The sequence below is a fragment of the Sphingobium sp. SG1 genome (assembly GCF_057063145.1).
This window is the reverse complement of sequence record NZ_JBVVOJ010000003.1, coordinates 455,715-475,359: the sequence shown is the minus strand read 5'-3', so window position 1 is coordinate 475,359 and position 19,645 is coordinate 455,715. Positions and strand designations below refer to the sequence as shown.

The 19,645-nt window shown below is 65.3% G+C and carries 16 protein-coding genes and 1 tRNA gene; 8 read left to right on the top strand and 9 right to left on the bottom strand.

The features are described 5' to 3' along the window. Positions 1-85 precede the first annotated feature (85 nt). Positions 86-238 carry a hypothetical protein gene (locus AC0KVN_RS10210; protein ID WP_435566885.1) on the top strand — a complete coding sequence of 51 codons (153 nt, stop codon included), beginning with the start codon at positions 86-88 and terminating at the stop codon, positions 236-238. A gap of 111 nt (positions 239-349) precedes the next feature. Here AC0KVN_RS10210 and AC0KVN_RS10205 read toward each other — a convergent pair. Further along, positions 350-424 (bottom strand) — tRNA-Val (locus AC0KVN_RS10205). Positions 425-567: 143 nt separating this feature from the next. Here AC0KVN_RS10205 and AC0KVN_RS10200 point away from each other — a divergent pair. Continuing rightward, positions 568-1,914 carry a dicarboxylate/amino acid:cation symporter gene (locus tag AC0KVN_RS10200; protein ID WP_313394198.1) on the top strand — a complete coding sequence of 449 codons (1,347 nt, stop codon included), beginning with the start codon at positions 568-570 and terminating at the stop codon, positions 1,912-1,914. On the opposite strand, the gene cpdR is transcribed toward AC0KVN_RS10200, so the two are convergent. After that, positions 1,907-2,284, bottom strand: a complete 378-nt coding sequence (gene cpdR / locus AC0KVN_RS10195; RefSeq protein WP_435566830.1) for a cell cycle two-component system response regulator CpdR — start codon at positions 2,282-2,284, stop codon at positions 1,907-1,909. The two genes, AC0KVN_RS10200 and cpdR, sit on opposite strands and share 8 nt — an antisense overlap. A 135-nt stretch (positions 2,285-2,419) precedes the next feature. Between cpdR and AC0KVN_RS10190 the strand changes: the two genes are divergently transcribed. Next, the gene (locus AC0KVN_RS10190; RefSeq protein ID WP_435566829.1) at positions 2,420-3,316 is read left to right on the top strand and encodes an N-formylglutamate amidohydrolase; all 897 of its coding nucleotides are present in this window, start codon (positions 2,420-2,422) and stop codon (positions 3,314-3,316) included. A gap of 1 nt (position 3,317) precedes the next feature. On the opposite strand, the gene AC0KVN_RS10185 is transcribed toward AC0KVN_RS10190, so the two are convergent. Then, a complete protein-coding gene (locus tag AC0KVN_RS10185) occupies positions 3,318-5,171 on the bottom strand; it encodes an acyltransferase family protein (RefSeq protein WP_435566828.1) in 1,854 nt (617 codons plus the stop codon). Between the two features lie 139 nt (positions 5,172-5,310). Here AC0KVN_RS10185 and AC0KVN_RS10180 point away from each other — a divergent pair, with 139 nt between their 5' ends. Next, on the top strand, positions 5,311-6,639 hold the full coding sequence (locus tag AC0KVN_RS10180; RefSeq protein WP_435566827.1) for a cytochrome P450: 1,329 nt from the start codon (positions 5,311-5,313) through the stop codon (positions 6,637-6,639). A 65-nt stretch (positions 6,640-6,704) separates the two neighbouring features. On the opposite strand, the gene AC0KVN_RS10175 is transcribed toward AC0KVN_RS10180, so the two are convergent. Beyond that, positions 6,705-8,075, bottom strand: coding sequence for a class II 3-deoxy-7-phosphoheptulonate synthase (locus AC0KVN_RS10175; protein ID WP_483656097.1), 1,371 nt, complete (start codon positions 8,073-8,075; stop codon positions 6,705-6,707). A gap of 127 nt (positions 8,076-8,202) precedes the next feature. Continuing rightward, positions 8,203-8,568, bottom strand: coding sequence for a Rap1a/Tai family immunity protein (locus AC0KVN_RS10170; RefSeq protein WP_017502598.1), 366 nt, complete (start codon positions 8,566-8,568; stop codon positions 8,203-8,205). Positions 8,569-8,721: 153 nt separating this feature from the next. Here AC0KVN_RS10170 and AC0KVN_RS10165 point away from each other — a divergent pair, with 153 nt between their 5' ends. Then, entirely contained in the window at positions 8,722-9,735 is a 1,014-nt protein-coding gene (locus tag AC0KVN_RS10165) for a 2-hydroxyacid dehydrogenase (RefSeq protein WP_435566826.1), read from the top strand. On the opposite strand, the gene AC0KVN_RS10160 is transcribed toward AC0KVN_RS10165, so the two are convergent. Together AC0KVN_RS10160 and cysS are read right to left on the bottom strand one after the other, a co-directional pair. Then, entirely contained in the window at positions 9,716-12,604 is a 2,889-nt protein-coding gene (locus AC0KVN_RS10160) for a CHAT domain-containing protein (RefSeq protein WP_435566825.1), read from the bottom strand. The genes AC0KVN_RS10165 and AC0KVN_RS10160 overlap by 20 nt on opposite strands. 63 nt (positions 12,605-12,667) lie before the next feature. Further along, entirely contained in the window at positions 12,668-14,170 is a 1,503-nt protein-coding gene (gene cysS / locus AC0KVN_RS10155; RefSeq protein ID WP_435566824.1) for a cysteine--tRNA ligase, read from the bottom strand. Between the two features lie 97 nt (positions 14,171-14,267). On the opposite strand from cysS, the gene AC0KVN_RS10150 reads away from it, so the two are divergent. The 3 genes from AC0KVN_RS10150 to AC0KVN_RS10140 all read left to right on the top strand — a co-directional run bounded on the left by AC0KVN_RS10150 (position 14,268) and on the right by AC0KVN_RS10140 (position 16,257). Beyond that, on the top strand, positions 14,268-15,029 hold the full coding sequence (locus AC0KVN_RS10150; protein ID WP_435566823.1) for a MerR family transcriptional regulator: 762 nt from the start codon (positions 14,268-14,270) through the stop codon (positions 15,027-15,029). Between the two features lie 251 nt (positions 15,030-15,280). After that, positions 15,281-15,973, top strand: coding sequence for a Bax inhibitor-1/YccA family protein (locus AC0KVN_RS10145; protein WP_037517646.1), 693 nt, complete (start codon positions 15,281-15,283; stop codon positions 15,971-15,973). 2 nt (positions 15,974-15,975) lie between these two features. Beyond that, positions 15,976-16,257, top strand: coding sequence for a TFIIB-type zinc ribbon-containing protein (locus AC0KVN_RS10140; protein ID WP_017503181.1), 282 nt, complete (start codon positions 15,976-15,978; stop codon positions 16,255-16,257). A 154-nt stretch (positions 16,258-16,411) separates the two neighbouring features. Here the strand turns inward: AC0KVN_RS10140 and AC0KVN_RS10135 are convergent, their stop codons facing one another. Both AC0KVN_RS10135 and polA read right to left on the bottom strand, forming a co-directional pair. After that, a complete protein-coding gene (locus AC0KVN_RS10135; protein WP_185704020.1) occupies positions 16,412-16,705 on the bottom strand; it encodes a GIY-YIG nuclease family protein in 294 nt (97 codons plus the stop codon). A gap of 109 nt (positions 16,706-16,814) precedes the next feature. Further along, positions 16,815-19,607 carry a DNA polymerase I gene (gene polA / locus AC0KVN_RS10130; RefSeq protein WP_435566822.1) on the bottom strand — a complete coding sequence of 931 codons (2,793 nt, stop codon included), beginning with the start codon at positions 19,605-19,607 and terminating at the stop codon, positions 16,815-16,817. Positions 19,608-19,645 lie beyond the last annotated feature (38 nt).

The window sequence follows — 19,645 nt, the reverse complement described above, 5'->3', positions numbered from 1 at the left end:
CTTAGGGGGCGCCTGCTAAGCTGGCCTGATTGTTAATGCAATAGATTCGCAATAGCATATTTGCGTTTTTGAAGGGTGTTGCCTGTTGGCGACACTCACTCGAATGGATCTGCCTGATGTGGCCATGCAGAAGATCGCTCAGTTCCTTGGGCATACCTCGACGCGCGTGACCGAGCGCACCTATGCAAGATACAGTCCTGGCTTCATGCGAGACGCCGCTGATGCGCTCGATTGGTGAGCTTGATGTGCGGTGATGGGTAGTAAGGGGCTGGTTCAATTGAACCGGACGAGCTCTGTGGTGCAGAGCAATAAAAACCCCGGTAAGTCGTTGACCTACCGGGGTTTTCAATGGTGGGCGTGGCAAGGATTGAACTTGCGACCCCTGCGATGTCAACACAGTGCTCTACCACTGAGCTACACGCCCGCCGTGGAGGGGGCCAATAACGGGGGTCGGTGACTCGCGCAAGCGCTAAATGACACTTTTTTGTAGAAACTTTTCCAACCCGCTGGACAGGGGGTGGGGAGGCCATATGCTGCGGTGCAAATAAGGGGGGACGCAAAAACATCATGTTGCCTACGCCATCGACGCCGACGGAACCGGTTCGGCCGCTCCCCTTCTATCGCCATCTCTATTTCCAGGTGCTGGTGGCGATTGCGCTGGGCGTGCTGCTCGGCCATTATTTCCCGGCGACGGGCGAGGCGATGAAGCCGCTGGGCGATGCCTTCATCGCGCTGGTGCGGATGATCATCGCGCCGGTCATCTTCCTGACGATCGTCACTGGTATCGCCGGCATGAAGGAACTGGGCGCGATCGGCCGGGTCGCGGCCAAGGCCTTTGCCTATTTCCTGACCTTCTCCACCCTGGCGCTGATCGTCGGCCTGATCATCGCCAATGTCGTGCAGCCTGGCGCCGGGCTCAACATCGATCCGGCGACCCTGGATGCCAGCAAGATCGCCGATTATGCGCAGCAGGCGCATGACCGCACGCTGGTCGCCTTCCTGCTGAACGTCATTCCCGCGACCCTGGTGTCGGCGGTGGCCGACGGGCATAATATCCTGCAGGTGCTGTTCGTTGCGATCCTGTTCGGCATCGCACTCAGCATGATCGGGGAAAAGGCCGAGCCGCTGATGACGGTGCTGGAATCGGCCAGTCTCGCCATCTTCAAGCTGGTGTCCTTCCTGATGAAGGCGGCGCCCTTTGGCGCGTTCGGCGCGATGGCCTTCACCGTGGCCAAATATGGCGTCGGGACGCTCGCCAACCTCGCCGGGCTGGTCGCGACCTTCTACCTCACCTCGCTGCTGTTCGTGCTCGTCGTGCTGGGGACGGTCGCCTGGTTCGCCGGCTTCAACATCCTGCACCTGATCCGCTACCTGCGCGCCGAGCTGCTGCTGGTGCTGGGCACATCCTCGTCGGAAGCGGCTTTGCCCAGCCTGATCGAGAAGATGGAGCAGGCGGGGTGCCGCAAGTCGGTGGTCGGGCTGGTCGTGCCGACCGGCTACAGCTTCAACCTCGACGGCACCAATATCTACATGACGCTGGCGGCGCTGTTCATCGCGCAGGCGACCAACGTGCATCTGAGCCTGGAGGAGCAGATATTGCTGCTGCTGGTGGCGATGCTGTCGTCCAAGGGCGCAGCGGGCGTGACCGGCGCGGGCTTCATCACCCTGGCCGCCACCCTGTCGATCGTGCCGTCGGTGCCGGTCGCGGGCATGACCCTGATCCTGGGCGTCGATCGCTTCATGAGCGAATGCCGCAGTCTTACCAACTTCGTCGGCAATGCGGTGGCGACGGTGGTGGTGTCGGTCTGGGAAAAGGGCCTGGATCGCGAGCGCTTCGCGGCGGCCATGGCGGGCAAGCCGCTGCCGCCGCTGGGGCAGGGCGCGGACGAGGTGGTGGCCGAAGCGCTCAGCTAAGGCCGGTCAGCGTCTCGCTGCCGAACATCCGTTCGACTTCCAGCACCAAGTCGCGCAGGTGGAAGGGCTTTGACAGCACCTTCGCCTGCGGCACCGCCTTGCCGGCTTTCAGCGTCACGGCGGCAAAGCCGGTGATGAACATGATGCGGGTCTGGGGCGCGACATTGGCGGTGTGCTGGGCCAGTTCGATGCCGTCCATTTCGGGCATGACGATGTCGGTCAGCAACAGGTCGAACCGATCCGATTCGATATGCGGCACGGCCTGGGTGCCGGTGGCGACCGCCACCACCTCATAACCCGACTTTTCCAGCGCCCGCGCCAGATAGGTGCGCATGCTGTCATCATCTTCCGCCAGCAGGATTCGAACCATTGACCCCAAATTTCCTGTAAGCCGTCTTCCGCGGCGCCCCTTGCCTTGCCCACAGACTGGCAAGCCGTTTGGATATATGCGACAAGGATTAAAGATTATCCAGCCGACCAAATTTTTCCCCGGCCGGTGAAAGGAATGGCGTTGGATCATTTTGGTACGTGTCCGCCAACCGAATCGACGGCGGCCTATGATCTTCATGGTCCTGCTCTTCCCAATGGTCCTTTGATTGTGTCCGTGCCCCATGCCGGGCGCGACTATTCCCCTGAATTGCTGGCTCTGGCGCGGGTGCGGCCGGAGGTGCTGCGCCGGCTGGAGGATCGCTGGGCCGACATGCTGGCGGGGCCGCTGGTCGCGCGGGGCTATAGCGTGCTGGTTGCCCGCGCGCCGCGCGCGATGATCGACCTCAACCGGCATGAGCGGGAGCTGGATCCGGTGATGGTGACCGGTCTGCCCCGCGACCAGCCGCTGCAGAGCAGCGCCAAACTGCGCGGCGGGCTGGGCCTCATTCCCCGTCGCCTGCCCGGCGCCCTGGAATTGTGGCAGCGGCCCATCCCCTGGGAGGAAGCGCGGCGGCGGATCGAGACGGTGCATCGGCCCTATCATGCCCGGCTGGCACAGATGATGACGGCGGCGCGGGAACGGCATGGCCATGCCATCCTGATCGACCTGCATTCGATGCCGCCGCTGCCGCCGCCGGCCGCCGGACAGGCTGCCCCGGCGCTGGTTCTGGGCGATCGCTTCGGCCGCAGCGCCGCGACACGGCTGATGATGCTGGCGGCCGATGTCGCGGCCGGGCATGGCGTGCTGACGTCGCAGAACCATCCCTATGCCGGCGATCATCTGATCGAGCGGCATGGCCGGCCGGAGCGCGGTTTCCATTCGCTACAGCTGGAGGTGGACCGTGCCCTCTATCTCGATGTCACGCTTGATCGGCCGGGACCGGGGCTGACGCGCATGCAGGGCGTGGTGGCGGCGATTGCCGAGGCGCTGGCGAACGAACTGCCGCGCAGCTACGCGATGGCGGCGGAATAGCCTATTCGCCGATCACCAGCCGCGCGCCGGCAAGGCTCAGATGATGGGAATCGAAATAGAGCGGCTTGCCGTCATGGATGATGGTGCAGCGGCGGGCATCGCATAGCCGCGCCATCGGATCGATCAGCGTCACGCCCCGTGCCTGCCAGCGGGCAAACAGTGCGCGCAGATTGCGGGTGCGGGCCTCGATCGTGGCGCGGTCCACGCCCTGCGCCCGGTCCAGTTGTGCAGCGCGAGCGAGATGGGCCAGATGGCGTGGCACGTCGAAGGGCTGGGGCGGCACCGGTCCAATCAGGATGACCTGCCGTCCTTCGGCGCGCAGGGCGCGGATGGTGGCATCCAGCTTCGCGACGAAGGCGGGATCGTCAAATTCGCCATTGGCCCAGAAGGCGGCGAGATAGACGCGGCGGATGCCCGGATCGGCACGGATGGCGGCAAGGGCGGCCTGGTTGGCGCGGGCGCAGCGGGCATCCTTGGGCGCGTCATAGCCCAGTACCGGCGGGCAACTGGACGTGGTCCGCTCGATCAGGGCGCGGCCTTCCGCCCTGGCCCTGATCGACAGGGCATAGGCCATTTCCACGCCATGGCTGTCGCCCCAGAGCAGGGCGTCGGGCCGGACCTTGGCACCGAGAATGCAGGGCTGGGCACCGCGGGCGAATGTGTCATGGCAGGCCTTGCGCGCGGGGCTGATGTCGGCGCGGCCGGCGGCGAGTTGCAGCACCTGCGGCGCAAAGCGCTGCGGCCAGCCGCCCATCGCCAGCAGTGCCAGCGACAGGAGGCACAGTAGCGCCATGGCGCTGCCGGTGAACTGGAAGATGCGCCGGGCGGGGATGCGGCGGGCGTCGCGGAAGGGACGCTCGACGAAGCGCCAGGAGAGGATGGCAGCGATGAAGGAGGCGGCCACGACGGCAATTGCCGCCCAGCCGGTCAGGGCCGCATCGGTCGCATATTCGGTGAAGACGATCAGCGGCCAGTGCCACAGATAGAGCGAATAGGAGATGAGGCCCACGCCGACGAAAGGGCGCAGGCTGAGCAGGCGCCCGACGCTGGTGCCCGGCGCGCTGTGCAGCAGCAGCGCCGCACCCAGCACCGGGGGCAGGGCGGTGATGCCGGGGAAGACGGTCTCGCGGGTGTAGAAGATGACAGCGAAGGTGACAGATAGAAGGCCACTCCACGCAAGCGCCTCCCGCAGCCAGCGCTGGCGCGCGGCAGGTATGGCGCCGAGCGCCAGCAAGGCCCCAGCAAATAATTCCCAGGCGCGGGTCGGCAGCAGGTAGAAGGTGAAGCCGCTGGTGTCGCGCTGGAGCGCGATCGCCAGTGCCAGCGACAGCGCGGTGATCGCGCCGACGATCAGGCCGCGCCAGCGGGCGGCAAAGCGCGCGACCAGCATCAGCAGGATCGGGAAGCCGAGATAATATTGCTCCTCCACCGCCAGCGACCAGTTGTGGAGCAGCGGTTTCACGTCGGCGCCGCCGGCGAAATAGCCGGTGTCGGTGAAGAACCAGAGGTTGGAGGCGAACAGCGTGGCGGCGAGCGCGGATTTCGGCACGCCCTCGATATCGCCGGGCAGATAGAGCCAGCAGGCCGCCGCCAGCACGGCCAGGATCATCAGGCTGAGCGCCGGCATGATCCGGCGGAAGCGGCGTTCGTAGAAATGGACGAGCGAGAAGCGCTGTGCATCCACCTCGCGCGCGATGATGCCGGTGATGAGGAAGCCGGAGATCACGAAGAAGAGGTCGACGCCGACATAGCCGCCGGAAAAGCCGGGCACATGGGCATGGAAGAACAGTACCGGCAGGATGGCGATGGCGCGCAGCCCGTCAATGTCGCGGCGATAGCGACCCGCCCCGATCATGCTGCTTTCCTGTGGCGCCGAACCATGCATGGCGCTGTCCTAGCGCGAAAGCCCTGCGATTTGCTTTACCATTTTGCCGTCGTTGACAGCGGCAGGGCGGATGATATGATCCAATGTATATCATAAATAGGTGAGGATCATGCGCGACTACGCCACGGCGGACTTCTACAAGGATGTGGATCTGGTTGATGATCCCCATGCCTATTTCGACTTTCTGCGCGCTCAGGGGCCGGTGACGCGGCTGCCCCATCGCAATGTGGTGGCGGTGACGGGCTATGAGGAAACGGTGCAGGTGATGCTCGATACCGAGCATTTTTCCAGCATCAACGCCGTGACCGGGCCGATGACGGACTTGCCCTTCACGCCGCAGGGCGACGACATCGCGGCGGAACTGGAGGCGGCGCGGCCCAAAATCGCCTTTGCCGACCAGATCGTGACGGAAAGCGGCACCCGCCATGCCAAGCTGCGATCGGTGATCGGCAGCCTGTTCACACCCAGTCGGTTGAAGGCGCTCGAGCCATCCCTCTATGCGACCGCCGACAGCCTGATCGACGAGTTTGCCGCCGATGGTAAGGTCGATTTGGTGCGCCAATATGGCGGCCCCTATGCGACGCTGGTGATCGCCGACCTGCTGGGCATCCCGGCCAAGGGGCGCGCGGCCTTCCGCGTCCTGCTGGAAGGGGCGGTGCCGGCCCAGATCGACGGATCGCCCGAGGATCTGAAGCACAATCCGCTGGTCGGCCTTGGCAAGCATATGTTCCGCTACATCGCCTGGCGCCGCTTCCTGAACCATCCGGCGGTGTTGCCGGTGCGTCGGCTGCTAGGCGCGGACACGGAGAAGAAGGACATATTGACGACGCTGGCGCTGGCGAAGTTTCCGGATGGGACGAGCCCGACCCTGGTCGATCTGACGGCGATGGCGGCCTTCCTGTTCGGGGCGGGGCAGGACACGACCAACCGGCTGCTGGCCAACGCCTTCCGCATCATCGCCATCCGGCCGGATATCCAGGCGCAGTTGCGCGCCGACCCCAAGCGCATCCCCAATTTCCTGGAGGAGGTGCTGCGCTATGACGGATCGGTGAAGAGTGGCGGGCGCATCTGCACGCGGACGACGGAACTGGGCGGGATCGAGATCAAGGCGGGGACGACGATCCTGATGTCGCACATGGCCGCCAATCGCGATCCGCGCCGCTTCGATAATCCGGCGCAGTTCGACATGGATCGGCCGCGCGCCAAGGAGCATCTGGCCTTTGGCCGGGGGGCGCATACCTGCATCGGCGCGCCGCTGGCCCGGCGCGAGGTGGCGGTCAGCATCGAACGGCTATTGGCGCGGATGGGCAATATCCGCCTGTCCCCGGCCCATCATGGGTCGGGTGAGGCGCTGCGCTTCGATTATGAGCCCACCTATATATTGCGGGCGCTGCGGCACCTGCATCTGGAGTTCGACCCGATTGCGGATCCCGGCTGAACAGGGGGCAGAGGCCGGATGAGCCGGCCCCTCCTTGCGATTCGGAGGGGCCGGTTCCTTTTTCGTCAGGCCGCGGCGCGGCGTTCCTTCAGTTCCTCGTTCAGCATTTCTGCCAGCAGGAAAGCCAGTTCCAGGCTCTGCGCCGCATTGAGGCGCGGATCGCAATGGGTGTGATAGCGATCGGCCAGGCCTTCATCGGTGATCGCGATCGCACCGCCGGTGCATTCGGTCACATTCTGGCCGGTCATTTCGGCATGGATGCCGCCGCCGAACGTCCCTTCGGCGCGATGCACGGCAAAGAAGCCGTGCACTTCGGCCAGGATGCGGTCGAACGGCCGCGTCTTGTAGCCATTGGCCGCCTTGATGACATTGCCGTGCATCGGGTCGCAGGACCAGACCACCGAATGGCCCTCGCGCTTCACCGCGCGCACCAGCTTGGGCAGGCCGGCCTCGATCTTGTCATGGCCATAGCGGGTGATGAGCGTGATGCGCCCGGCTTCCCGCTTCGGGTTCAACAGGTCGAGCAGGCGCAGCAATTCGTCCGGCTCCAGCGTCGGGCCGCACTTCATGCCGATCGGGTTGCCGATGCCGCGCAGATATTCGACATGCGACGACCCTTCGAAGCGGGTGCGGTCGCCGATCCACAGCATGTGCGCCGAGGTGTCATACCAGTCGCCGGTCAGGCTGTCCTGACGGGTCAGCGCCTGTTCGAATGGCAGCAACAGTGCCTCATGGCTGGTGTAGAAGCTGGTGCCGCCAAGCTGCGGCACGCTATCCGCGTCCAGGCCACAGGCACGCATGAAGTCGAGCGCCTGGCCGATCTGGTCGGCCATCGCCTCGAACTTCGCGGCCCAGGGGCTGCGCCCCATGAAATCGAGCATCCAGCCATGCACCCGGTCGAGGCTGGCATAGCCGCCGGTCGAGAAGGCGCGCACCAGGTTCAGCGTCGCCGCCGACTGGTTATAGGCGCGGATCATCCGCTGCGGATCGGGCTCGCGCGCTTCAGGGGTGAAGGCGATGTCGTTGACATTGTCGCCGCGATAGCTGGGCAGTTCCACGCCGCCGATCGTTTCGGTATCGGCCGAGCGGGGCTTTGCGAACTGGCCCGCCATGCGGCCGACCTTCACCACCGGCAGCTTCGAGGCGAAGGTCAGGACGACCGCCATCTGCAGCAGCACGCGGAACGTGTCGCGGATATTGTTCGGATGGAACTCGGCAAAGCTCTCGGCGCAGTCGCCGCCCTGCAGCAGGAAGGCTTCGCCGTTCGCGACGCGGCCAAGATCGGCCTTCAGATTCCGTGCCTCGCCCGCAAAGACGAGGGGCGGAAACTGGCCAAGCTGGGCCTCTACCGAGGCAAGCGCCTCCTGGTCCCGATAAAAGGGCATCTGGATGCCCTTATGCTCCCGCCAGCTTTCCGGCGTCCACTTCGCCGCCACGTCGAGTCTCCTTCACGTCAAAAAAATAGGGGCCGCATCTACGCGCAACCGCCCGGCAGGGCAAGTTTATAGCGGTTGCGGCGCCTCTTTGCGTAAGGATACTATCGATCAGACTGATCGAGCGGCTTTATTTCTGGCAGGGGTAGCGATCGTTGAGGGCGATGCTGACCAGCGCCGACGCCGCCGCGCCGCGCTGGTCGGGGTAGCGCTCCAGATAGGCGACCACGGTGCTTTTCACATCCTCGGCCGCCATCCGCTTGGGCCAGCAGACGGTGCGGGCGCGGCCCAGGAACATCTCCTTGCGGATGCCGTCGGTCGCCCCGGCGATATATGCGGTGCAGGCCAGCTTATATTCCGGCGCCTTGTTGCGGCATTTTGCGAGCAGGCTGGTGCCGGTCTCGAACATGTAGATGCCGCCTTCGTCCGATGCGGGCGGTGGCGGCGGAACCTTGCTCGATGACGCGGCGGCGATCGCCAGCAGAAGCGCAAACATGGGGGCGGGGCACTCATATCGGATCGTTGAGGATGCGACGCAAAGTGCCGTCTTTGGGATAGCCTGTCCAACCGGACTGGCCGACATGTGAAACGGACTGGCTCAGTATATGCCGCGGCTTGACGATGGCGGGCGGGCGGGCACTATGGCGCCATGCGCATCGCGATCTTCGGCACCAAGGGCTATGACCGGCATTTCCTGTCGGCCGCCAATCAGGGACATGAACTGCATTTCCTGGAACCCCGTCTGGACGCGGACACCGCGAGCCTGGGCGAAGGGTTCGAGGCGGTCTGCGTGTTCGTCAACGACCGGCTGGACGCAGCCGTGCTGGCCAAGCTGGCGGTTGGCGGCACGCGGCTGATCGCGCTGCGCTGTGCCGGCTATAATAATGTCGATCTGGTCGCGGCGGCGGAACTGGGGCTGACGGTGGTGCGGGTGCCGGCCTATTCGCCCCATGCGGTTGCGGAATTCACCGTCGCGTTGCTGATGGCGCTCGACCGGCGCATCCATCGCGCCTGGGCGCGGGTGCGGGAAAATAATTTTGCGCTCGACGGGCTGATCGGCCGCAACCTCCATGGCCGGGTGGCGGGCGTGATCGGCACCGGGCGGATCGGCGCGCTGGTCGCCCGCACGCTGAAGCTGGGCTTTGGCTGCGAGGTGCTGGCGAGCGATGTGATCGAAGATCCCGAATTGCTGGCGATGGGCGTGCGCTATGTGCCGCCACGCGACCTGTTGGAACAGGTCGATATCGTCTCGCTCCATTGCCCGCTGACGCCCGATACGCGCCATATCATCAATGCCGACGCGATCGGCCGGGCGCGCGATGGACTGGTGATCGTCAATACCAGCCGCGGCGCGCTGATCGATACGCAGGCGCTGGTGGCGGGGCTCAAGTCACGCAAGATCGGCGGTGTCGCGCTCGACGTCTATGAGCAGGAGGCCGACCTGTTCTTCGAGGATCTGTCCAACGAGATTATCGAGGATGATCTGTTCCAACGACTGCTGACCTTCCCCAATGTGCTGGTCACCGGGCATCAGGCCTTTCTGACCGAAGAGGCGCTGGCGAGCATCGCAGAGACGACGATGACCAATATCAGCGATTTCGCCGCTGGTCGTCCGCTCGCCAACCGGGTCGATCCGCAAGCGGCTATTGCCCCACGAGGATGAACGGCGCCCAGACATAGGGCTGAACCGAGTCCGGCTTGCCGGATCGGATCAACTTCAGCATCGCCCGTTGCAACGCCACCCCGCGATAGGCACCGCGCCGGTTGGCCTTGACCGTCTCGACCGTGATGAAGGTGCCAGCATCGTCCCGCACCGGCCAGTGCGACACCAGCAGGGCGCCGGCGCCGGCATAGCGGAACGCCTGGGCCAGGCCTGAATAGGTCGGTGCCTGGGCGCTGCTGCCGGCGGCGGTGTTGCACGCGGACAGGATCACCCAATCGGCGCCGATCCGCATCTGCGCCACTTCCGATGCGGTCAGCAGCCCGTCATTGCCGGAATCGATGTCCGGTGGCGAAAGCAGCAAGGCCGGCTCATCCAGCCCCTCCATCTGGCCGCCGACCAGCCCGTGGGTGGCGAACAGCATGACCGAATAGGGGCGCAGGTCGCTGGTGCGCAGGATCGCCTCGCTGGCATTCGCGCCGATCAGCAACCGGGCATGATCGGGGCCGAAATAGCGCGCAACCGATCGCAATTCCTCGGCCGATCCGGGCAGGGGCGGCAATTGCGCCAGCGTGGCCGCGCCGCCGCCGCGCTGCTTGAGGGCGATCGCCTGCGTCTCCTGCGAAAAGGGCAGGGGGGCGCCGATGCCCAGCATCCGGTCATCCTGCGCCGCCAGCTTTTGCGGCACGACCGGGCGGAAGCCGCTGTCGATCCGCAGCGCATAGCGCCGGATCAGCCAGGGTGTGTTGCGGTCGACATGCTGCACCGGCTTTTGCGGCAGCATGGCAAAGGGCAGGGCGGCGAACGCGCCAGTCGGCACGACCCGCAGGCGCGGCGCCTTGCCCAGCGCGGCCTGGACATCGGCCGTGAAGATCTGGGTGTAGAGGATATGGGCGCCTTCCTGGTCGAAGCCGGTGGCGCTCAGCGATGCGCGCAATCGCGCGATCCGGCCAACCAGATCGGCGCGCGTCTCCTGCGCCCGGATGATGGCGGTCCGTTCGCGGCTGACGGCCAGGATATAGACGCCGTCAAAGGCAGGCGTCACCGCCAGCAGCGCCTCGTCCGTCGCCAGATTGGCGCGCAGCGATGCCAGGTCGGGCAGGGCGCCGCCACGCGCCTCCAGCCATCGGGGGAAATCATGGGCGATCGCGGCGCGGTCGGCATTGACCTCTTTTGCCAATGTCGCGCGACTGGCGCGTGCGGCGGCAACGCCTTCGTCGCGGGCGAGCGCCTGCAGCAACAGGCTGTCGGCGGCCTGCAGCGCGCGGGTCCGGTCCTGCAGCGCGCGGACCCGGTTGCCCAGAGCGGGGTCGTCCACCATCCGCTGCGCGACCAGATGATTGGCCTGGACGATGCCCGATCCGGCAAGCAGGGCCATCGCGTCCATCGCCAGCCCGGCGTCGCGCGCCTGTGTCGCGATCGCCAGCACGCTGTCCAGCGCGGCGCGCTGATCCTCGGTCAGGGCGCCGTCCTCCTGCAGACTGAGGCTGGTGCGCAGCAGCGCGATCAGCCGGCAGGCCGCATCGACGCTGTCGCCGCCATTGGCCCAGGCGGACAGCATGCCGGCATTGGCGATGGCGAAGCCGGGCAGATTGTCGAGTTGGCGGGTTTCCCGGTCGAAATCGGCGGCGGCAGCGCGCGCCTCGTCCATCCGGCCGGCCTGGATCAGCGCGGGGATCAGAAAGGGATAGACGCGCTGCCCCATGTCGCGATCCTCGGCGCTGCCGGTGCGGCCGCGGGCCAATGCAGTCTGTAGCCGGCTGATCGCTTCTTCTCTGCGTCCCTGGGCGAAAGCGGCGACGCCGGCAAAGGCCAGCGCGCGTGCGGACTGCGGACTGGTGTCACCTTCGATGTCACGAAAGCCGCGCTCGGCCTCCAGGAACAGCGGCTCCGCCTCGTCATACCGTTCCAGCGGCAGCAACAGATTGCCGAGATTCTGCAGCGCGAAATCAAAGGCGAGGCTCTTCGTGCCGCTGGTCTCGCGCTTGATCGCGATCGATCGTTCCAGATAGGCGAGGCTTTCGCTGCGCCGCCCGGTGCGCGAGAGCAGCAGGCCGAGCGCTTCGAGCGCGCGGGCATAATTGGGATGCTTGCGATCGACATGGTCGGTCGCGGTATCCACCGCCAGACGGGCATAGATTTCCGCCTCGGCATCGCGATCCGCGCGCGAGAGCATCTGCGCATACATATAATAGGCGCCGACCGCGTCCGCGCTGTTCTGGCCGCTGGCGGCGACCCGCGCCTCCATGCTGCGGCGCTGTGCCTCGACCGCCTCGCTGTTGCGGCCGAGGCGGGACAGCGCCTGGGCATGGGCAAAGGCGATGTTGGATTTCAGCATCATCGCCGATTCATCTAGCGCCTTGGGATCGGTGCGGGCGAAATAGCCGTCGATATAGCGGCTCGCTTCGGCCAGCGTCTCGACCCCAGCGCCGATCTGGTTCAGCGTGACCTGGACATAGCCTTTGATCGACAGGCCCTGCATCCAGTAGATCGGATAGGCGTCGCGGAAGGGCGACAGCAGGGCAAGGCCGCGGTCTGCATGAGCGAGAGCGTCGGGGTTGCGGCCGTCGATCTGGTCCATCGACGACAGGTTGATGAGCGCGACGCCCGCCAGCGGATGGGCCTGGCCCTGCACCTTGCTGTGGGATGCCGCCGTTTCGAGCGCTGTCCAGGCGTCGCGCGTCTTCTGCGACATGGACAGGGCATAATCGTCGCTCTCGAACAGCGCGTCGGCCTTGTCCTCCAGCGCGTAGAGCCGGGCATAGCGCGGATCGTCGGTGCGGAAGGCAGGCGGCGGTGCGGCGGCAGCGGGCAGCAGCGCGGGGCCGGCCAAGGCCAGCAGAAACGCGCCCGCGCGCGCGGAAAACAGCATGATGCGCCCCACTTTTCTCGACCCGATACCGTCTTGGGTGGAACCCAGGACGGCGTCAAGTCATCAGGCCAGCGTCAGGCGCCAGTCCCAGCGCAGGGGATCGCCGTCCATCACCTCGACCCCGCGTGCGATCAGCGCGTCGCGTATCTCGTCCGACAGGGCGAAATCCTTCTCGGCGCGGGCGGCGGTGCGGCGTTCCAGTTCGGCCTCGATCTCCTCGGGCGTGATCTGCGCATCCTTGGGCTGCACCCGCAACTCGGCGCGGGTCAGGTCGAGCAGGCGCAGGCCCAGCGCCTGGTCGAACGCGGCGATCAGGCACAGCTTCTCGTCCACCGGCACCTTCTTCATGCCGATCGCTTCTTCCAGCAGGGGCAGCGCGCGCGGCGTCATCAGGTCGTCGGCGATCGCGGCGTCGAACTGCTCCAGCAGCGGCACCAGCTTGGGGTGAAGATTGGCGCGCAGATAATCGAGCGTCACCGACTGCCAGGTGATCCCCTCGGCCCGGCTTTTCAGCCCCTCGACGCCCATGACCAGCCGCTTGAGGCGGGTCAGCGCGGCGGCGAGATTGTCGGCGCTGAACTCCAGTTCGCTGCGATAATGGGCGCCCAGGCACAGCAGGCGATAGGCGATCGGATGCACGCCGGCATCGACCAGGCTGAACAGGGTGGTGAAGCCGCCCTTCGACTTCGACATCTTCCCCTGCCGGTCGACCAGGAAATTATTGTGCATCCACCAGCGCGCGCCGGTGAAGTCGGGCTGCGTATCGGTGCAGCCGCAATAGGCCTGATTCTGAGCGATCTCATTGGGATGATGGATCTCGCGATGGTCGATGCCGCCGGTATGGATGTCGAACGGCTGGCCCAGGCGCGCCTGCGACATGACCGAGCATTCCAGGTGCCATCCCGGCGCACCCTTGCCCCAGGGGCTGTCCCATTCCATCTGGCGCTGCTCGCCCGGCGGCGACTTGCGCCAGATGGCGAAGTCGCTCGGATTGCGCTTGCCTGCCACCGGGTCGATGCGGGCATGGGCCGCATCGTCGCGACCACCGGCCAGCGCGCCATAATTGGGCACGGTCGAGCTGTCGAAATAAAGGCCGCTCTCCAGTTCGTAGCAATGCGCGTCGGCGATCTTCTGCGCGAACTCGATCATCTGCGGCACATAGTCGGTTGCGACCGTCCATTCGCTGGGCGCCATGATGTTGAGGTCGGCGATATTGGCCTTGAAGGCTTCGGTGTAATGGGCCGCGATGTCCCAGATGCTTTTGGCGCTGGCGCGGGCGGCGGCCTCCATCTTGTCGTCGCCGGCATCGGCATCCGACGTCAGATGGCCAACATCGGTGATGTTGATGATCTGGGTGACGTCCAGCCCCTTCCACAGCAGGGTCCGGCGCAGCGTGTCGACGAAGACGTAGGCGCGCAGATTGCCGATATGGGCATAATTATAGACGGTCGGGCCGCAGCTATAGACGCGCGCATGGTTGGGCTCGATCGGCGCGAACGGCTCGATCGACCGGGTCAGGCTGTTGAACAGGCGCAGGGGCGCGTCGCTATGCTGGTCTTGGCTCATGGCGCCAGCCATGTCGCGAGACGGCGCGATCGTCAACGGGGCGTGCCCCTCAAAAAAGCGCTTGAACTTGACCTTGGGTCAAGCGGTAGCAAGGGGCATGACCGATATATTGGATATTGCCGCCGTCGCCCGCGCCACGGGCCTCACCAGCCGGGCGTTGCGTTTCTATGAGGCGCGCGGGCTGATCGCGCCGCTGCGCACCGCGTCGGGGCGGCGCCTGTTCGGCTCGGCCGAGCTGGCGCGGCTGCACCAATTGCTGGCACTCAAGCGCGCGGGGCTGAGCCTCGCCCAGATCAAGACGTTGTTCGAAGGCCGGCCGATCGACCTTGGCGCGCTGCTGCGCGCGCAGATCGCTGCGATCGACGCGCAGGCGCAGGAACTGGCGCAGGCGCGCAGCCATCTGGAAACTGCCTTGTCCCGCATCGACCGTGGCGAGCCGCTCGATGCCGCGACCTTTTGCTCGCTGATCCGCAGTGGAGAAAGCATGACCATGCAAGAAGAATGGAAGGCGGTCAGTGGCCGCTATATCAGCGCCCAGGCCGAGGCCGATTTTGCCGAGACGATGCCCAACATGCCGGCCGATTTCGATCAGGCGGCCTATAGCGCGCAATGGGCGGACCTCACCGCCCGGATCGAGGCGGCGCTGCCACTCGACCCGGCCAGCGCCGCAGCCGGGGCCTTTTATGACGAATGGCAGGCGCTGCTCGCGCCCTTCACCGCCATCGCCACACCGGCGATGATGGAGGGGGTGACGCGCATGTACGATCATGTCGACGAGTGGAAAGACGAGCGGCAGCCGCCCTTCGCCTCGGAAGTGTGGGATTTCATCCGCAGCGTCGGCGCGGCGCGGCAAATGTAATAAATTGTTGCTTGGGCGGTGGCGCCTTGCGCGATCGTCCGGGCGACCCGATATTGGCTGTGCGGACCGGGCCCCTCTGGCGACATGGATCTCTTCCCCCTTGATCCAGGTCGCGATGTCGGACCGCATCGGGTGCGCCCGGTGCAGGTTTTGTGGCAATTCCCCCCTCTTTTTGCCGCAGGAGACCGCACCGGGCTCACTCGAACCACATTTATGATGGAGTGAGTGAAGCCGTGAACAATCCCGTACGCATGCCGGGCTATGGCGCCAGCCAGACGGCGCAGACCGATGCTGGCCTGCGCGCGCACATGCTCGGCGTTTTCCGCAACATGGGTATCGGCCTGGTCATTACCGGCCTGGTCGCCGCCCTGGTCGGCAACACCCCGGTGCTGGCTGCCGCCATCTTCGGCACGCCGCTGAAGTGGGTCGCGATCTTCGCGCCGCTGGCCTTTGTCTTCTTCTTCAGCTTCCGCATCGACAAGATGACGACGGCTGGCGCGCGCACTGCCTTCTACGCCTTCGCGGCGGTGATGGGCGTGTCGCTGGGCAGCGTCTTCCTGGTCTTCACCGGCGGCAGCATCGCCCAGGCCTTCTTCTCGGCGGCGGTGATGTTCCTCGCCATGGCGCTCTGGGGCTATACCACCCAGCGTGACCTGACCAAGATGGGCAGCTTCCTGATGATGGGCCTGATCGGCATCGTCGTCGCCAGCCTGATCAACATCTTCATCGGCTCGTCGGCCATGGCGATGGTCATCTCGATCATCGGCGTGGTGGTCTTCACCGGCCTCACCGCCTGGGACGTGCAGCGCATCAAGTCGGAATATTTCTACTATGCCGGCCATGAGGTGGCGCAGAAGATGCAGGTGATGGGCGCGCTGTCGCTCTACCTCAATTTCGTCAACCTGTTCCAGATGCTGCTGAGCCTGACCGGCGAGCGCGAATAAGCATGCGCGATCAGGCCACCGTGTCGGCCATGCTCTGCCCGGTCTGCCATGTGGGGCTCCACATGAGCGACCGGCAGGGAGTGGAGATCGACTATTGCCCGCAATGTCGCGGCGTCTGGCTGGACCGGGGCGAACTCGACAAGATCATCGAGCGCTCGGTTCAGCCGGCCCCGGCCCCCGCCGCGCCGCAGATGAGCTACCGCCCGGATCGCGAATATCGCGACGACGGGCGGGGCTATCCCAAGAAACGCAGGAAGAGCTTTCTGGAAGAGCTGTTCGATTGAGAAAAAGGCCGGTCCCGATGGGGCCGGCCTTTTTCGTTGGAAGGGGGAAGAAGAGAGATCCCAGCCTGGGCTGGGATGACGGCAGTGGATAGTGGTTCCTATACTCCGTCATGCCAGCGAAGGCTGGCATCCCACTTCCTTCTGGCGCCGCGCTTCAGTCCATGTGCAGCGTATCGAATAAATCCTGCCATTTGGGATTGATGCTTTCGATCAACCGCACTTTCCACTCGCGCTTCCACGCCTTCATCGCCTTTTCTCGGGCGATGGCATCGATGATCGCTGCATGCCGCTCGGCATAGACCAGGCGATCCAGACCATATCGGCGACAGAAGTCCGAACCCGTCCCGTCGCGATGCTGCATGGTTCGATGCGGCAGGCTGGATGTCACGCCAATATACAACACGCCATAAGCGCGGTTCGTCATGATATAGATCCAGCCGCCCGTCATGGCCGTGATGCTGCGTCAAAAGGCATTGGGATGCCAGCCTTCGCTGGCATGACGGGGAGTGGAGGGCCACAGCCCGGTCATGCCAGCAGATGTTGGTATCTTGGATTTTTTAGTGCGCCGCGCCCCAGCTTGGGCCGGTGCCGATTTCTACGCCCAGCGGTACGGACAGGCTGACCATCGGTTCCGCCGCGCTTTCCATGACCTGGCGGATCACTTTGCTCGCCGCCTCGACATCGCCTTCGGGCAGTTCGAACACCAGTTCGTCATGCACCTGCAGCAGCATGCGCACGCGCGGCAGGCCCGCGGCTTCGAGCGCCGGGCCCATGCGCGCCATCGCCCGCTTGATGATGTCGGCGCTGGTGCCCTGGATCGGCGCGTTGATCGCGGCGCGCTCGGCGCCCTGCCGTTCGTGCTGGACCGGCGCCTTGATCCGCGGGAACCAGGTCTTGCGGCCGAACAGGGTTTCGGTGAAGCCGTTGGCGCGCGCCTTTTCCAGCGTCTCGTTGATATAGACGCTGATGCCGGGGAAGCGCTCATAATAGCGGCTGATCATGTCCTGCGCCTCGTCGGCGCTGATTTCCAGCCGGCCGGCCAGGCCCCAGCGCGAAATGCCGTAGAGGATCGCGAAGTTGATCGTCTTGGCGCGGCCGCGCGTGTCGCGATTGACCTCGCCGAACAATTCCATGGCCGTGCGGTTATGAATATCCTCGCCCTGTTCGAATGCGTCCTTGAGCGCGGGGACATCGGCCATGTGCGCGGCCAGGCGCAGCTCAATCTGGCTATAGTCCGCCGCCAGGATGACATTGCCGGGTTCGGCGACGAAGGCATGGCGGATCTGGCGGCCGATCTCGGTGCGGATCGGGATATTCTGCAGGTTGGGGTCGGTCGAGGACAGGCGGCCGGTCTGGGCGCCGGTCAGCGAGTAGCTGGTATGGACCCGGCCGGTGTCGCGGTTGATCTGCTGCTGCAGCGCATCGGTATAGGTCGACTTGAGCTTGGAAAGCTGGCGCCATTCCAGCACCAATCCGCAAATGGCGGAGCCTTCGGCCTTGAGCTTCTCCAGCACGGTGACGTCGGTGGAGTAGGTGCCGCTCTTGCCCTTTTTTCCGCCTTTGAGACCCATTTCGTCGAACAGCACGACGCCGAGCTGCTGCGGCGATCCGATAGTGAAGGGATGGCCGGCGAGTTCGTGGATTTCGGCTTCGAGGCCAGCGATCGACTGGGAGAAGCTGCCCGAGAGGCGGGAGAGGGCTTCGCGGTCGACCTTGATGCCCTGCCGCTCCATGCCGGCCACTACCGGGATCAGCGGCCGGTCGACCAGCTGATAGACCCGCGTTGCGCCTTCGGCTGGCAGGCGGCCCGACAGCTTGTGCCACAGGCGCCAGGTAACCTCGGCATCCTCGGCGGCATAAGCGGTGGCCTTGTCGAGCGGCACATGGGCGAAGCTGATCGCCTTCTTGCCGGTGCCGGTCACTTCCTTGAAGCTGATGCAGGTGTGGTTGAGGTGGACGCTTGCCGCCTCGTCCATGCCATGGCCGCCCAGCGACTTGCCGGCGTCGAGGTCGAAGCTCATCACCATCGAATCGTCGATCGGCGTCACCTCCAGCCCGACGCGGGCGAGGACGTTGAGGTCATATTTGATATTATGGCCGACCTTGAGCACCGCATCGTCGGCGAGCAGGGGCTTCAGCAACCGGATGGCATCATCGAGCGCGATCTGCTGCGGCACTTCGCCGAACATGTCGTCGGCGGAGCGATGGGCGAGCGGGATGTAGCAGGCGCGGCCCGGCCCGGTGGACAGGCTGATGCCGACCAGGCCCGATTCCATGCTGTCGAGTGCATCGGTCTCAGTATCGACCGCGACCACGCCGAGCGCGCGGGCTTCGTCGATCCAGACCTGCAGTGCCTCGACCGTGGTGACGGTTTCATAGAGGGCGCAGTCGATCGGCGGATGCTCGACCTCGACCGGCGGCGGCGTCGGCGCGTCGGCGCTGGCCGCTGCGGCAGCACTGGCGACGGCGACGGCAGCGGCCGGCGCGCCCAGGCGGTTGAGCAGGGTCTTGAAGCCATGATGCGACAGGAAGGCCTGCAGCGGCTCCTTGGGAATGCCCTTCAAGGTCAGGTCGTCCAGCGGCTCGGGCAGGTCCATGCTGTCATGCAGCGCGACCAGTCGGCGCGACAGCCGCGCCATGTCGGCATGGGCGATGAGGTTTTCCTGCATCTTCGACTTCTTCATCGCGGGGGCCGCGTCCAGCGCCGCTTCCAGCGTGCCATATTCGGTGATCAGCTTGGCCGCGGTCTTGGGACCGATGCCCGGCACGCCCGGCACATTGTCGACGCTGTCGCCCATCAGCGCCAGCACGTCGCCCAATTGCTCGGGCAGCACGCCGAACTTGCCCATGACATAGTCGGCGCCGCGTCGCTCATTCTTCATCGTGTCGTACATGTCGACGCCGGGCTGGATCAACTGCATCAGATCCTTGTCGGAACTCACGATGGTGACATGCCAGCCGGCGCGCACGGCGGCCTGGGTGTAGCTGGCGATGATGTCGTCCGCCTCGAACCCGGCTTCCTCGATGCAGGGGAGGGAGAAGGCGCGTGTGGCGTCGCGGATCATCGGGAACTGGGGCACCAGATCCTCGGGCGCGGGCGGCCGGTTCGCCTTATACTGATCATACATGTCGTTGCGGAAGGTGTGGCTGCCCTTGTCCAGCACGACGGCCAGATGGGTCGGCCCCTCCGCCTTGCCCAGCTCCTCGGCCAGCTTCCACAGCATAGTGGTATAGCCATAGACGGCGCCGACCGGCTGGCCGTGCTGGTTGGTGAGCGGCGGAAGCTGGTGATAGGCGCGGAAGATATAGCCGCTGCCGTCGACCAGATAGAGATGATTCTGCTGAGACATGGGGCAGGGGATAGCGGGGATTGGCCCGCCGCTCCAGT

Excerpts from the sequence above, each read along its gene's own strand:
- AC0KVN_RS10200 (WP_313394198.1), top strand. The coding sequence starts at position 568 with ATGTTGCCTACGCCATCGACGCCGACGGAACCGGTTCGGCCGCTCCCC.
- cpdR (WP_435566830.1), bottom strand. The coding sequence starts at position 2,284 with ATGGTTCGAATCCTGCTGGCGGAAGATGATGACAGCATGCGCACCTAT.
- AC0KVN_RS10190 (WP_435566829.1), top strand. The coding sequence starts at position 2,420 with ATGGCGTTGGATCATTTTGGTACGTGTCCGCCAACCGAATCGACGGCG.
- AC0KVN_RS10185 (WP_435566828.1), bottom strand. The coding sequence starts at position 5,171 with ATGATCGGGGCGGGTCGCTATCGCCGCGACATTGACGGGCTGCGCGCC.
- AC0KVN_RS10180 (WP_435566827.1), top strand. The coding sequence starts at position 5,311 with ATGCGCGACTACGCCACGGCGGACTTCTACAAGGATGTGGATCTGGTT.
- AC0KVN_RS10170 (WP_017502598.1), bottom strand. The coding sequence starts at position 8,568 with ATGTTTGCGCTTCTGCTGGCGATCGCCGCCGCGTCATCGAGCAAGGTT.
- AC0KVN_RS10165 (WP_435566826.1), top strand. The coding sequence starts at position 8,722 with ATGCGCATCGCGATCTTCGGCACCAAGGGCTATGACCGGCATTTCCTG.
- AC0KVN_RS10160 (WP_435566825.1), bottom strand. The coding sequence starts at position 12,604 with ATGCTGTTTTCCGCGCGCGCGGGCGCGTTTCTGCTGGCCTTGGCCGGC.
- cysS (WP_435566824.1), bottom strand. The coding sequence starts at position 14,170 with ATGAGCCAAGACCAGCATAGCGACGCGCCCCTGCGCCTGTTCAACAGC.
- AC0KVN_RS10150 (WP_435566823.1), top strand. The coding sequence starts at position 14,268 with ATGACCGATATATTGGATATTGCCGCCGTCGCCCGCGCCACGGGCCTC.
- AC0KVN_RS10145 (WP_037517646.1), top strand. The coding sequence starts at position 15,281 with ATGCCGGGCTATGGCGCCAGCCAGACGGCGCAGACCGATGCTGGCCTG.
- AC0KVN_RS10140 (WP_017503181.1), top strand. The coding sequence starts at position 15,976 with ATGCGCGATCAGGCCACCGTGTCGGCCATGCTCTGCCCGGTCTGCCAT.
- AC0KVN_RS10135 (WP_185704020.1), bottom strand. The coding sequence starts at position 16,705 with ATGACGGGCGGCTGGATCTATATCATGACGAACCGCGCTTATGGCGTG.
- polA (WP_435566822.1), bottom strand. The coding sequence starts at position 19,607 with ATGTCTCAGCAGAATCATCTCTATCTGGTCGACGGCAGCGGCTATATC.